General features: G+C 51.0%; 14 protein-coding genes and 1 pseudogene. 10 read left to right on the plus strand and 5 right to left on the minus strand.

Features of this window, described 5'->3' with window-relative positions:
- The first annotated feature begins 5 nt into the window (after positions 1-5).
- The 9 genes and pseudogenes from ACZ1HJ_RS15635 to ACZ1HJ_RS15675 all read left to right on the plus strand — a co-directional run bounded on the left by ACZ1HJ_RS15635 (position 6) and on the right by ACZ1HJ_RS15675 (position 5,983).
- Positions 6-335 (plus strand): PilN domain-containing protein, encoded by a 330-nt coding sequence (locus tag ACZ1HJ_RS15635; RefSeq protein ID WP_472719576.1) that lies wholly within the window; start codon positions 6-8, stop codon positions 333-335.
- Positions 332-898, plus strand: coding sequence for a type II secretion system protein GspM (gspM, locus tag ACZ1HJ_RS15640; protein WP_472719577.1), 567 nt, complete (start codon positions 332-334; stop codon positions 896-898). The genes ACZ1HJ_RS15635 and gspM overlap by 4 nt, the downstream gene beginning before the upstream one ends.
- Complete coding sequence (locus ACZ1HJ_RS15645) at positions 895-1,398, plus strand: hypothetical protein (RefSeq protein ID WP_472719578.1); 504 nt, start codon at positions 895-897, stop codon at positions 1,396-1,398. Before gspM ends, ACZ1HJ_RS15645 begins: the two co-directional genes overlap by 4 nt.
- A gap of 2 nt (positions 1,399-1,400) precedes the next feature.
- Entirely contained in the window at positions 1,401-3,407 is a 2,007-nt protein-coding gene (gene gspD, locus ACZ1HJ_RS15650) for a type II secretion system secretin GspD (RefSeq protein WP_472719579.1), read from the plus strand.
- A 310-nt stretch (positions 3,408-3,717) separates the two neighbouring features.
- Positions 3,718-3,983, plus strand: a pseudogene (locus ACZ1HJ_RS15655) (type II secretion system F family protein); the annotation flags it as partial.
- A 126-nt stretch (positions 3,984-4,109) separates the two neighbouring features.
- Positions 4,110-4,673, plus strand: a complete 564-nt coding sequence (locus ACZ1HJ_RS15660) for a type II secretion system F family protein (RefSeq protein WP_472722222.1) — start codon at positions 4,110-4,112, stop codon at positions 4,671-4,673.
- Positions 4,657-5,037, plus strand: a complete 381-nt coding sequence (locus ACZ1HJ_RS15665; protein WP_472719580.1) for a pilus assembly FimT family protein — start codon at positions 4,657-4,659, stop codon at positions 5,035-5,037. Before ACZ1HJ_RS15660 ends, ACZ1HJ_RS15665 begins: the two co-directional genes overlap by 17 nt.
- Positions 5,037-5,381, plus strand: coding sequence for a type IV pilus modification PilV family protein (locus tag ACZ1HJ_RS15670; protein ID WP_472719581.1), 345 nt, complete (start codon positions 5,037-5,039; stop codon positions 5,379-5,381). The genes ACZ1HJ_RS15665 and ACZ1HJ_RS15670 overlap by 1 nt, the downstream gene beginning before the upstream one ends.
- Complete coding sequence (locus ACZ1HJ_RS15675; protein WP_472719582.1) at positions 5,378-5,983, plus strand: prepilin-type N-terminal cleavage/methylation domain-containing protein; 606 nt, start codon at positions 5,378-5,380, stop codon at positions 5,981-5,983. The genes ACZ1HJ_RS15670 and ACZ1HJ_RS15675 overlap by 4 nt, the downstream gene beginning before the upstream one ends.
- Here ACZ1HJ_RS15675 and gspG read toward each other — a convergent pair.
- Both gspG and ACZ1HJ_RS15685 read right to left on the minus strand, forming a co-directional pair.
- Positions 5,980-6,411 carry a type II secretion system major pseudopilin GspG gene (gene gspG, locus ACZ1HJ_RS15680; protein WP_472719583.1) on the minus strand — a complete coding sequence of 144 codons (432 nt, stop codon included), beginning with the start codon at positions 6,409-6,411 and terminating at the stop codon, positions 5,980-5,982. The two genes, ACZ1HJ_RS15675 and gspG, sit on opposite strands and share 4 nt — an antisense overlap.
- Positions 6,412-6,527: 116 nt before the next feature.
- A complete protein-coding gene (locus ACZ1HJ_RS15685) occupies positions 6,528-7,103 on the minus strand; it encodes a prepilin peptidase (protein ID WP_472719584.1) in 576 nt (191 codons plus the stop codon).
- 9 nt (positions 7,104-7,112) lie between these two features.
- Between ACZ1HJ_RS15685 and ACZ1HJ_RS15690 the strand changes: the two genes are divergently transcribed.
- A complete protein-coding gene (locus ACZ1HJ_RS15690) occupies positions 7,113-7,835 on the plus strand; it encodes a hypothetical protein (RefSeq protein ID WP_472719585.1) in 723 nt (240 codons plus the stop codon).
- Here the strand turns inward: ACZ1HJ_RS15690 and ACZ1HJ_RS15695 are convergent.
- From ACZ1HJ_RS15695 to ACZ1HJ_RS15705, 3 genes are all read right to left on the minus strand, one after another.
- Positions 7,829-7,990 (minus strand): hypothetical protein, encoded by a 162-nt coding sequence (locus ACZ1HJ_RS15695; RefSeq protein ID WP_472719586.1) that lies wholly within the window; start codon positions 7,988-7,990, stop codon positions 7,829-7,831. The genes ACZ1HJ_RS15690 and ACZ1HJ_RS15695 overlap by 7 nt on opposite strands.
- Before the next feature lie 167 nt (positions 7,991-8,157).
- On the minus strand, positions 8,158-8,385 hold the full coding sequence (locus ACZ1HJ_RS15700; RefSeq protein ID WP_472719587.1) for a hypothetical protein: 228 nt from the start codon (positions 8,383-8,385) through the stop codon (positions 8,158-8,160).
- Between the two features lie 130 nt (positions 8,386-8,515).
- Complete coding sequence (locus ACZ1HJ_RS15705) at positions 8,516-12,973, minus strand: RHS repeat-associated core domain-containing protein (protein WP_472719588.1); 4,458 nt, start codon at positions 12,971-12,973, stop codon at positions 8,516-8,518.
- Positions 12,974-13,179 lie beyond the last annotated feature (206 nt).

Raw genomic sequence — 13,179 nt, forward strand, 5'->3', positions numbered from 1 at the left:
AGGCGTTGGAGCTTCGAACGGAATTGGGACATCGTCGAGCTTACGAGGCGGAGCGCACAGCTTTTGTTGATGTCATGACGCGACGTGTTCTGCTGTCTGAAGCTCTAAACGATTTGACCATTGCACTGCCAGACGCCGTTTGGGTGGAGACGCTTCAGTTTCAGACACGCCAGGTCACCTTTACTGGAGAGACCAAGGAAACGGCACCGCAACTTGTTTTGGATCTCGCCCGAAATTCTCAATTCATCAACCCGAGGCTCATAGGGTCAGTCTCTAAAACGAGCGATGGCACAGAGCGATTTGAACTGGCTGCAGGCCTCGGCGGTGGGTTGTGAGTGGTGTTTCCCATGCCTCCCGCCAAGGGATCGCAATAGGCATCCTGTTGGGGTTCGGTGCGCTCGTTTGGTTTGCGATCGTGGAGCCCCTCGCGAACTGGAAAAACAACCGTTTCTCAGCGTTTGAAAATACGCAATCTGAGTTTCAGCGGCTGAATTCTCGGATTGGAACTCTGCGTCAAGAGCTCTCGCTTTTTTCACAGGAAACCAGCCCAGGCATCATTTGGATTGCTGCCGAAACAGGTGAGGCGACAGCGCTCATTCAATCGGCGGTAAATTCAATAGCAGTCAACAGCAAACTTGAATTGAGATCGATCACGCCCTCCGGATCGCCTGAATTACCCTTCGCCAACGCTGTTGGATTTCGCGTCGAGGCGGAAGCCACAATGGATCAGCTCGTAGACTTCCTTTGGGGTCTGGAAAACAACACTCCAACGCTTGCAATCGAAGAAGCCACAATTCGCAAAGTTAACCGTCCAGGCGTCATTGCAAAACAGCCCGCAGTCTTTTTCCAAATCGAGGTGATAGCGCCATTTCAAATTCCAGAAAGCCTGAGAGAATGATAGGTAAAATCCTTCCATTCTTGGGCAGCCTAGGGTTGGCATTCGCTACCGGTGTCTTGGGGTTTCATGCTTGGAACGTGTCTAGCTTTGAAGCGCCTCAGTTGGCTTTGACCGATACTGAAGGATTGGCAAACGGTTCCGCGGATTCTGAGCATAAATCCGCCCTGCCGGTTCGATCGATCGGTAAACAAGCCGAAATATTGGAGCGCCCGATTTTTGCGCCATCACGCCGCCCTAGTGTCACGGCGACATCTCCAATACCCGATCCCGAACCCGATGATTTGAAATTGGTGGAATTGAACTCTGAACCTCCAAACGTAAGCCTGCAAGGCGTTATGACATCGTCGACAACACCGACAGCCCTTCTTTCTGTTTCCAGTGAAGGCCCCGAATGGGTGCCACTTGGGTTTGAGTTCCAAGGGTGGCGGCTTCAGGAAATCGGCGCGGATTGGATCACTCTCACCAAAGATACGATCACTCACAAAGTGGAAATGTATTGATCATGACAAAGCAATTATTCACGTCTTTCATACCAAAAGCTCTCCTCATGCTTTTTGCATTGGCCAGTTGTGCCGAAGATGGCCAACCCTCCCGGGAAAAGGCACCATTGCTTGCCAACATGTTCGGCAAGTCGGATCAAACCGGCGGCGGATTTAGAGGGCTTTTCAATCCATCGCAATCCAATGCCGCGCCAGAGCGGCGTGCTGTGGGGTCAGACCAATTCCTGGGAGACGTTTGGAATTCATCACGCAACCTTGTCGAAGTTTCTGACGACGGGGAGTTTATGCTCAACCTGGTGAACGCACCAATCGACAAAGCTGCAAAAGCTGTGTTGGGCGATGCGTTGAAGAAATCCTACAGCATCAAACCGGGACTTGTCGGGACGGTCACGCTCCAAACAACGCGCCCGCTCTCAGAACGAGAATTACTCGACACGTTTCAAACCGTTTTGGAGTTAAATGGCGCAACCCTTCAAAATGCCGGAGAGATTATCACAATTGTTCCTCAAGCAGGCGCGTCCCGACGCATAAGCCGCATTGGAGATAAACACGGAGCCGGATCAAGAGTTGTTGCGGTCCCACTAGAGTACATCGGTACAGCGGAAATGGTACGATTGCTGTCACCAATTGCGGGCGAAACCGTTTCCCTGCAACCCATTCCCAAGCGCAACATCCTTTTGATTTCGGGCAACCGCAGCGAATTGAACGCCGCTATTGAAGCGATAAACCTCTTTGATGTCGATGTACTGAAAGGGAAATCCGTGGGCTTGTTTCGGCTCAAAGCGGCTGAGCCGGAAGCCGTCGTAGAGGAATTGAGGTTCGTATTCGAAAACCAAGAAGGTGGCAGCCTCGAGAATGTCATTTCATTCATAGCATCACAAAGACTAAACGCTGTTTTGGTTGTCTCGTCTCGCTCCAAATACCTCGCTGATGCGGAGCGCTGGATCCGGGACTTTGATCGTACGGCGGGAGGTACAAAACGCCGCCCTGTCGTCTACAGCCTTCAACACCGAAGCGCGGTTGATTTGGCCCCTATCCTCTCAGAGATGCTGCAAGATGTTTCGCAAGAGGAAAACAAGCGTGCTGATGGTCAGGCCAGAGTGGTGGCCGACGATACCCGTAACGCAGTGATTGTGTGGGGCAACGACACCGAACAGGAGAGCTTTTCCCGGCTCATAAAGCAGCTCGATACGACGCCCGTTCAAGTGCTTTTGGAAGCGACGATTGCTGAAGTCTCCTTGAATGATGAGCTGAATTTTGGATTGCGCTGGTTTTTTGAAACAAGCGGGTTTGAAGGAACGTTCTCGGATGCTTCAAGCGGGGCAGTTTCATCAAGCTTTCCCGGTCTGTCCCTGTTGTTCCAAGGTTCATCTGAGACCGTTACTTTGAATGCCCTTTCGTCAGTTACAGATGTCAACGTGGTCTCGTCGCCCAGCCTTATGGTGTTGGACAATCAAGAGGCACGACTGCAGATTGGCGACGAGGTTCCAATTGCAACGCAACAAGTGCGTGACACAACGGATCCTAATGCGCCAATTGTAAACTCAATTGCGCTTCGAGACACTGGTATCATTCTAACTGTAAGACCACGCGTATCGCGATCCGGCCAAGTTATTCTGGACATAGAACAGGAAGTTTCCAGTGTCTCGAACACAACGACTTCTGGTATCGACTCCCCAACCATTTCGCAGCGCAAAATCAAAACGTCCGTGTCCGTCAGTAATGGCCAAACGATCGCTCTTGGCGGATTGATCGAGGAAAGCAGCAACAAAACAAACTCTAAAGTACCAGGAGCTGGTGATGTTCCAGTACTTGGCGCCTTGTTCCGCAACCGCAGTGACAAAGCGACAAAAACCGAGCTCCTTGTGTTGATAACACCGCAAGTTATTCGTAACGGTCAGGAATCAAGCGAGATTACAGCCGAGCTCCGCCGACGCCTTGGGAATGCAGAAGGTCTTGTCCAGGCCGGCGTAAAGAAATCAAACACATTGCACAGGATTATTGACTAGTACCGGCATTGACATCACTCTACCAATGATTGTTTGGACGGGTCATGAAATGCCGAGGTTTGCCTACAGTGCTTATGCCGCAACGGGGCGCCTGACAAAAGGTGAACTGCAGGCGGAAAACGATACAAATGCGCTTGAGATTTTAGCAAAACGCGGCCTCATTCCAGTGGAGGTATCGATTGGTCAGACTGCTCTTCCGTGGTGGAAGCGCGAACTGAGCCTTTCGGGTATGTCCTCTCGTGTCAGACATGGTGAGTTGGAACAGTTTTTCTTGAATTTTTCTTCTATGCTCAACGTTCATCTGCCGTTGATGACATCGTTGCAGTTCTGTGCTGAGCAAACACGCGATATTCGACTAGGTAAGCTACTGGCTTTGGCGATCGAAGATATCTCAAATGGGCGTTCGTTTCATGCGGCGCTTCGAAATTCAGGGGGGCGTTTCCCGAATACATCGTGGCAATGATCGAGCTTGGTGAAAAATCCAACACGCTGCCAAAAATCGCCCGTCGCATAACCAAAGTCCTGTCTGAAGAGGCGAACACACGCCGCAAATTGCGTGATGCGCTCGTCTACCCTGTCATATTGATATTCATGTCGTTTCTGGTCCTCGCATTGATCGTCTTCTATCTCGTTCCAACTCTTATTCCGGTGTTTGGGACAGCTGGTGTCGAACCACCTCTGCCAATGCAAATCATGTCAACGATGCGCGCAATCTCGTTGCAATGGTGGCCTCTGCTTTTAACAGGTCTTGCGGCAGCGGTTCTTAGCTTTTTTGTCTTAAAGTCACGCTTGACCAGTTTCATAGCGCATTTGTCGCTTCGCCTTCCAGTTCTTGGGACATATCGAAGACAACAGGAAACGCTGAAAATCGCGCGCGCGCTCTCAGCAATGCTCGCAAGCGGAGCATCCTTGAACCAGGCTCTCTCAACCTGCCGAAACACGGATTTGAACCCGGCGTATCTCAGTTTGGTGGAAAGCGCAGAGAAAACGGTTTTAGGGGGTGGCTCCTTATCTGATGTTTTTGCAGAAAATCCGTTGATAGACCCAGTCGCCGGCGCGTTGATATCTGCCGCCGAAGAAACGGATCGATTGGTGGAGGTATTGGAAGCGGCTGTGGACGACTTGACTATACGCACGTGGCGAACACTGCAGAAATCAATTCAGATTGTGACGCCAGGTTTGACGCTGGTAATTGGCCTTGCCGTTGGCGCGGTCATTCTTTCCACGATTTCATCGATTATGGAACTCAATGAAATTGCGTTTTGAGAAACACCTTAATTCTAAGGCCGGATTTTCACTGCTTGAGGCCTTGGTGACGCTTGCTATTCTTTCGGTTGCTTTGCTCGTGGGAGCTGCGGCCTTGCGGGGCCCATCACCAGCTTTAAAACTGCAGCGTACCGCAAATGATTTGATCGAAGACGCAGCCGGAATACGTTTTGAAGCCATCCAAACTCAAGACACCATCCAGTGGGATATTGGCGGTTATTCTTGTGACGCGCAGATCAACACAATCTTGTTTTTTGCCGATGGCTCCGCGTTGGGACCCGATTTGTGTCTGATCCAAGATGAAAGATCCGCGCGTGTGAATTTGCTGCCCATCCTGGGGTTGTTCGAGTTGGCGGATATCTGATGAAAACGGGCAAAAAGGGATTCACGCTTTTTGAAGTGCTTATCGCATTTGCAATAATGGCAATTGTGCTTTCTGCAATTTTGCCCGGGCAAACCCGCCTCTTGCGCAAACTAAGCACGTCTGAGGATAAGATCCTGGCGATGGACTATGCCATCTCACTGTCCGAACTTGATAGTTTGCAAAGCGATCTCAAACTCGGAAAATCCCAATTTGACTATCGCAATTGGCTGGTCGTTCGCGATCTACAGGAAATTTCCGAAACGACTGCGGAACTGACCATCCTCGTCAAATCTCGCAATGGCCAGGTGCTGGCGCACCTGCGCAGCACAAGATTTAAACGGTGATTACTAACAGCCCGAAAAAACCTGGTCCAAGGTCCGGTTTGACTATCATGGAGCTTATGATTGCATTGGCGCTCCTCGCAGTGATCGCTGGCGGCCTGGCGGCAAGTATGAACATCGCTTTGCAAATCTATGATCGTACGGATCAAGTTAGCGCCGCTAATGCGCAGATAGGGTATCGTTTAAAGCTTAGAGAATGGGTGGTACGCACCGCCGGTCCGTCAGCTCAATCATCGTTCCCAATCGAGTTTACTGGAAGCGGTGATCGGATAGAATTCGTCACGCTTGCGGAAACGCCTTTTGCACCCGATGCCGCAGCCCTGAAAGTCACAGTAACCTACGCGAACAACTCTCTCACGTTTGAAGCGGCAACGCTCAGTGATTTTGGTGACATACTGGAGATCACTGCGGGAAACCTTGCAAACAATATTGCGGGCTTGAAGATAGAATACCTTGCTCCAGGCGCAGAGCTTGATACGTGGGGTGATACTTGGCAATCAGAAGCAACCCTGCCCGCTGCGATACGGATTACAGCGGATGCGGGAAGTGACCCATTTTGGCCGGACTTTGTCGTCAGGCCACTTTTAGGTAGCGGTATCTTCTAAGGCAGATCGGCATCCTCACCAGATCCTCCGGGCGAGCCATCTCGTCCCAAAGAAGAGATAACGAACGACGTTTCTTCCTTTGGGGGCTCATAGAGGTAATCACGGCCCCAGGGGTCGGAAAGTGCGTCGGAGCTTTCCAAATATGGCCCGCTCCAGGAAGTTTCGCCAGCAGGCGCCTGAACTAGAACAGCGAGGCCTTCCGAAGCCACTGGATAGCGCCCTGTATCGATGTAGAAAAGCTGAACGGCATTGTTAAGCTGTTTGATCTGGAGTTCCGCGGTTTCGTGCTTTGCCCGCCCGAGATACCCAACCAGCCTTGGTCCCACTACAGCCGCAATCATTGCGATGATCGACAGGACAACCAGAACCTCCAAAATGGTCACACCCGATTGAGATGTCGTTGCCCCCTTCTCACGGCGAATAAGCATGTGTCGGTAAATCCTGTTACTTCGAATTCTTCCGAACTACCTTAATGATTGAACGCGTAAAAGGAAGCTCGCGCGAGAATTTATCGAACAAAATGTGTGAACTAAATCCGACGTATTCAGATTTGAGAAAAGAGCCAGACACTCCACGTGGATAGGCAGAGAAATGGCCCAAAAGACAAAGCAGCACTCCAGACATCACTGGTTGGATATTTATGCCTAGTGTTATAGACTTGCGTTAATGTCAAAAGGGAAATTGCAGCAGCAATTGAGGACGCCAAAACCACGACAATTGCGCCTGTGAAACCGCAGAGGAGACCGATGCCAATCATGAGCTTGACGTCTCCAAACCCTAAGCCCGGTTTATCCCGGCGCATGATATAGAATTTACCGATGCCCCAAAATGCTAACGGCCAGAACACTGCTCCAGCAATACGATCAACCACTGGCGGTTGAGCTGTGTCTGAAATCATAAGCACTGCGAGTGCAAGCAGCGCAAAAAGTAGGCTCGCAATATCTGGAATTTCCTGTGTCAACCAGTCATTCACGCTGATCCAAATCAGCACAAAAAACAATGCAATTGATATTGGTGTAAGCTGAACCGCAAGGATCACTGCAATCATCGCATAGACGATAACGTGAACCCCGGTCAGCCATAGAATTTGTATGCGTTCGATGCCACTTTTTGGTACCATAGGAATACTATGATCAACTTAAACCAGAATGAAAATGTGCAATCCGGTTTTGCCTTGATCGTCGTTTTGGCGGGTTTGGCAATTCTGACAGCTTTGTTTGCTGTGACCAGCAGCCGGTTGGTGTCGCAAGCACAAATTGTGAAAACGGAAGAGCGTCTCATTCTGCAAAGCCATGTTGCAAGAGACATACTTCGCCAAGCGCTTGTTCATGGTGTGAATACATCGGTAGAAGAGCGGAAAATTCCGTTTAGCGTTACTTCAAATGGTCAAGTTTACAGTATGCGCTTGGTGGATGTGGGTGGATTGATCGATCTAAACACCGCTTCGCCTGAATTGATCGAAGCACTGGTTTCCGCCTTGGGTCTTTCCGACGATGCTTTTGAAAATCACCTTGAATGGCGGAGCGGATCGATGCGTTATTTGAAAGTTTCTGACTTTGCGAGAGTGGTTGGAGCCAAACGCGATCAGCGCTACATTCTCTCGCAGATTGGAACTGTGCATTCTGGGCGTAGTGGAATTTCACTGGACCTTGCGCCACGAATTTTGCTAAATCTGTCGACTGGCGAAAGCAGGTTACAAGGGGGTATTGAAGTGAGAAAACTCACGTCTTCCAAACCGTCCAAAATGAACTACAACGTTGTTACAGTCGCTCAAGACGGAGAAGAACGCGTTATAGGCACCATTCATCTGGGCGCAAAATTGGGACAAAATCAGATTCTCGCAATTCAATAATGCACCCAGCCCGTGCGGATGTAGGAGATCACACCGCCTTCGATGACAGCCACAACCTCGCCGTTCATCCAGACATATTCGCGCAGGAGCGTCGTGCTGGGCATCGCGCTGTCGTGGCCGTATTCCGCGATCCGGTTGCCATAGGCGTCGTGCACCGAATGGATCGTCTATCCGGCCTGGGTCAGGCGGTAAAAGAAGGAAAGTCTAAAGACTTTGAGAATGTGTGACAAGGCTGACAGTGCTGCAATTTCTTAGAAATTTGACAATGTGGCGATCCGGTGGCGCTTCCAGTATATACTTTGCCGCTTGAGTAAATTCAGCCTCAAATACCGGTTGGCAAGATCACAATTACATTGCCCTTTTCATCAAAAACGATCACAAAATGAGCCTGATTAAAAAATTCGGCAATTGGGACGTTGTATTCCACGTATTTCTCGTCGACGTTTTCTACATTTTGCAACCAGTCACCCGAAAGGTAGGCTGCGTTAACCTCGTTTTTTTTGAGTTCTCTTGAATTCAGTAATCCCTTGCTTTCTTCGATCGCGCTCATCTGGCCAATTTGGCCGAACTCTAACGCTTTCCTATCTGCATAGTACAAAGACCAAACAATGTAGGCGAAAAAAGTAATGAAGGACAAAACGATGAGTCCGATGATTCTGTAAAATAAGCTTCATGATTGATTACTCTTGGTTCTGCCCGCAGCCGTGACACTGCTCCTGGATTAGTCGTTTTGCCGTGTTTGCCATTCCTTGGCCCGGGCTCCAATCCTTTTCCCTCTTTTCTTCTTCGTAAGGAGGCTTGTTTCGCCTTGGTTTTACTAGTCCAAACTGGGTTACTCTATCGTTTAGCGCTATACATGTACCTAGTGCACGACATTTGTACCATTTACCTCTAGCAAAAATAAAGTCAGCCGCGTCTTTCCACTTTGCTGTGCATTGACCTGGCTTTAGAACGCGAACCTCATTGTCAATATCACTCCAGTATGCGACGCATTTGTCGGAGAAGTTGCACGCTCGGCCACCAAATACTCCCCATTGGATTCTTTCCCCCGTTGGATCCACATATCTCCCTGGATTCTGGAGCGCATAGCCATAGACGCTTGCGCCATCAATGAGCCCGAGGGGATCTGCCTGGATGTACCGCCCTGTTGTTGGGTCGTAGTCGCGCATCCAGTTTTGGTGGAGGCCGGCTTCGGATTGGAACCACTGCCCAGGGAAGCGGAGGTTGGCGTTGGACCCTGAGGACGTATGGACGCCGCCGAAGGGGAGGTAGGACGCCTCCCAGACCTTGGTGCCGGAGCTGTTGGTGGCAAACACGGGCCGGCCGATATGGTCGGTGCGGATGTAGGAGATCACGCCGCCTTCGATGACAGCCACGGCCTCGCCGTTCATCCAGACATATTCGCGCAGGAGCGTCGTGCCGGGCACTGCGCTGTCATAGTCGTATTCCGCGATGCGGTTGCCATCGGCGTCATGCACCGAGTGGATCGTCTGCCCTGCCTGGGTCAGGCGGCGGACCACCTGCTGGCCGAAGGCGTTGTATTCATATTCGGCCTGCACCACGCCGGTGAGCGACATCGAGGACATCCGGTTGGCGGCGTTGTAGCCATAGCCGTAGCTCACGCCCGAACGGCTGTCATTGGTCACATTGCCCGCGCTGTCATAGGTGAAGGCGCGGGTTTGTCCGCCGGCAACAGATTGCAGCCGGTTCGAGGTCAGCGGGTAGCTGTAGGTGTCGGTCGTCGTCGTGCCGGAGACAGTCAGCAGCCGAGTGAGCCGGTTGCCGACATCGTCATAGGTATAGTCAAGCGCACCCCAGGGGCCATCCGCGTCCTCCAGGAACTCCCGCGCTGTGTAATCGAAGCTGCGGTTGTCCAGAGCCTCGAGTGCATTGGTGACCGACAGGAGATTGTCCCGTGAGGTCCAGGTCAGCGTCACATCGCGCAGCTTGGTGCCCGAGAGATCATCCTCCAGCCCGGTGAGGCGGTAGGAATCGTCATAGCTGGCCGTATGCACCGCGCCATCAGCATAGGTCATCGACGCCAGCGGTCCGTTGGGGTGGTATGTGGCGCCGGATTGGATGATGTCGACCGGGCCAGAGCCCAGATCCACCTGCACCCGCGTGATCCGGTCATCAGTGTCGCGGGTATAGATGACTTCGTTGCCCGACGGGTACGTAAGCGAGTTCAGATTGCCTTCGATGTCGTGCGCGTATTGCACCAGATAGGCTTGGCCTTCGATGGTGCGCGTTTCGGATGCCATGTAACCTGTATCAGTGGCATAATCGCGCGCGGTTGAACCGCTGCCGTCACTCACCTGGTTCAGCTTGCCCAAACGATGGATATCCGCAGGCGCCGTGCTGGTGTTGTAGGTGTAGGTCTCATTCAGCGTGGTGTCAGACGGGAACGTCCGCGCCGTCAACCGACCACCGTTGTCGTAGGCGTAGTTCGAGACCACGCCGTTGCCATCGGTCATCGACGTCACAAGGCCACGATTGTTGTATGTGTAACTTGTTGTTCCTCGATCCGCACTGACCTCGGTCAGGGTCTCGCCAAAGCCATTATAGGTGAAGTCTGTGTCGATGCTGCGTGGATCAGTGTATTTGGTAACCTGATCGTCCTCATCATGTTCCATCGAAGTCGTCTTGCCCGCACGGTCAACAATGTCAGTCAGCCGGTTGAGCGCGTCGAACGTGTGCGTGGTTTGAAGCGCGGTCGGATCGGTGATCTTGTCGAGGTTATCCTCAACGTCATGCGCAAACTGCCAGATCTGCCCCTCTGCTCCAATGGTCTTGAGAAGACGGCCGAGTTCGTCATATTCAGTGTCTTCCCAAAACGCATCGGCTGCCACACCATCGGAGTAGGACACCTTGGTCTGGTTGCCCATCAGGTCGTATTCAAACTCGGCGACATCGCCTGACGGATTGATCGTTTTAACCAGGCGGCGGGCTTCATCGTATTCAAACGTGGTCGTGCGACCGAGCATGTTGGTGTAGGTCAACATCTGGCCGATGACATCATAGGTATAGCTGGCCGTTTTGGGTGCCGACCCATTCGGATCAAATACCGAGGTCAGCATCCGCCCACGATGGTCATAGGTGAAGCCCCATTCCACCCCGTCGGGCGCCTTCACTAAGGTCGGCTGACCCATCTTGTTCAAGGTGACGAACTCCGTGATCAACCCATTCGGATCCGTCGTTTTGATCAGATTGCCATCCGCGTCATACTCATACGTCGTCACATCCGTAACACCGTCCGCAACCAACCCAGGCCCGTCAACTGAGGTGAGAACGTCAAATCCCGCAGCCAGCGTCGTATAATTATATGTCCACGTCCTATCTTGTCCGAATGTCGGACTGCCAACCACATCATCTGTTTGCGTGTAGGTTTGCAGATAAATCTCGTCATTGCTTCCCGTGTAATAGGTAAACGTCTCCGTCATCAGATCCGTTACACGTGTAAGCGGCAACCGATAGTCTGCGTGCCATGTGTAAGTCGTAACCCGTGGGTCCGTGCCGTTCGCATCTTCAGTCTTAGTTAAGACCAATCCACGCGCACTACGGGTATAGTCAGTGACAGCTCCATTTCTGTTGGTTCGAGAATAAACGTAACCTTCCGGTTCACCCGTGCCAGCGGTATAGTCAACGCTTTCATTGGTGCCCAGACAATTGAGAGTCGCGACTCCATCCTGCTGGGTCAAACGTATTTGCCCATCGACATCGGTAAATTGGTAGTTAGTCGTGTGGCCAAGCGAATTGGTCGCACTGGTATCTGTGAACGTGTACTCGTCGGCGCCGCCAAAGTGCGATGAACTCAACACCTTGCCTATGGAAGCATCTGTTCCATCCCGGTAGGTGAAGTTCGCGTAGGGGAACTCGCTGCTCGTCGCATCAAGACGGCCGTCGTAGATTTCTTTCAGCCTCGGCAGTGTGTCGGATGAATCATACGTGTATTTTGCCGTTGTCTCCGTGTGACTGGCCGCGATATCGGTGAACTCCACTTCCTCAAGCAGTGGGCGATCCGGCGCAAAAGTATTCTCAGTGTAGGAATAGTCTATGCGGTATTCAGGATTGAGGCTGGTTCCATTGTAATCCGTATCGATCTCAATTTTTGTGAGCACCTTCTGGGAGTTATTCGAGACCACGTTGTTTGCGTACGTGTATTCTGCGCGCTGACCTTTCTCGTCTTCAATCCACGCAATCCATTTGCTGGAATCTCGTCCTACCGTAATCGTATATCCGTCCGGATAGCGAATTTCGGACGTTGTAAAATAACCGAAAACGCTCCACCATCTGCTTTCCTTCTTAAAATAAGTCCTTTTCCCGGACCCATCATCGATCCAAAATACCGTACGGGTTCCAGTAGTCGCCTTCCTGAGTTGAACTGGCGTGCCAGAAAACTTGGGGTCTGCAGATGTGCTGGTTAGAAAGCTCTCGTCGAAAACGAAGCTACTTCCGTCAGATCTTTTGTAAACGTATCCGACGAATGTGGTTCTCGCGATATTCTCGTCAAATTCTGGCCGCCAAATTCCAGCAAACCCATCCCGGTAATCATTATTGTTGTACGTCCAATGATGAGCGTTGTCAGACCTATAGTTGCGGGAAATGCGGAAACGATTATCCTTCCCTGATACCCAATCGATCGCATTTTCAATTTTGACCCCAGTGCCAAGATGAGTTGGGTTTCCCTTAGCTTCAGTTAGCGACGTCCCGTCACTTGCGGGACACACCGGGTAAATCTCTTTCGGTTTGCAGTCGCCCTTGATGATTGAAGTCGAGGCATCATCATATGTTCTCTTGCACCATCTCTCGATGAGCATGGTGTTGCCCTGCAAGTCATAGCAAGTCGCTTCTATTTCACCGAGTGTCTTGTTGTAGGCTACGTCGTCAATATGGCTAAAGTTTTGGTTCAGACCTGAGTAGTAAATTTGGTCGTAAGGAGGCGTTGGGATGCCTTCCTCGATACCTTCACACACAGTCTGAGGAGATTCATCTTGCACCAAGTATGTCGTGTTCCATTCCCAGTACTGCTCTTCGGTCTCGAGTTCTTTCGCGTTGGCTGGACTTACTTGTTGCACGCAAAAAACAAAAATTAGAGCAAAACGAAAGAGCGCAAGGCGCGACCCATAAAATGAATTCATTTCTATCCCTTAAGCCAAGTAATTTGTGAGCTCCATTTCTTTATGAGGAATTTTTGGAATCACTCATAGAGAGCTTTTTATTTTGAAATACTGCTCTAGGTAGATTGTGAATTACAACCTCGTTTTGAGAAATCTGGAAATTTTCGTGTTTCGAATTCGGAAAAATATGTCGGCAAATTGGGCCGTTACTTTTTAACTGAGGGAAC

It is taken from the genome of Roseovarius sp. JB2-10, assembly GCF_055693585.1.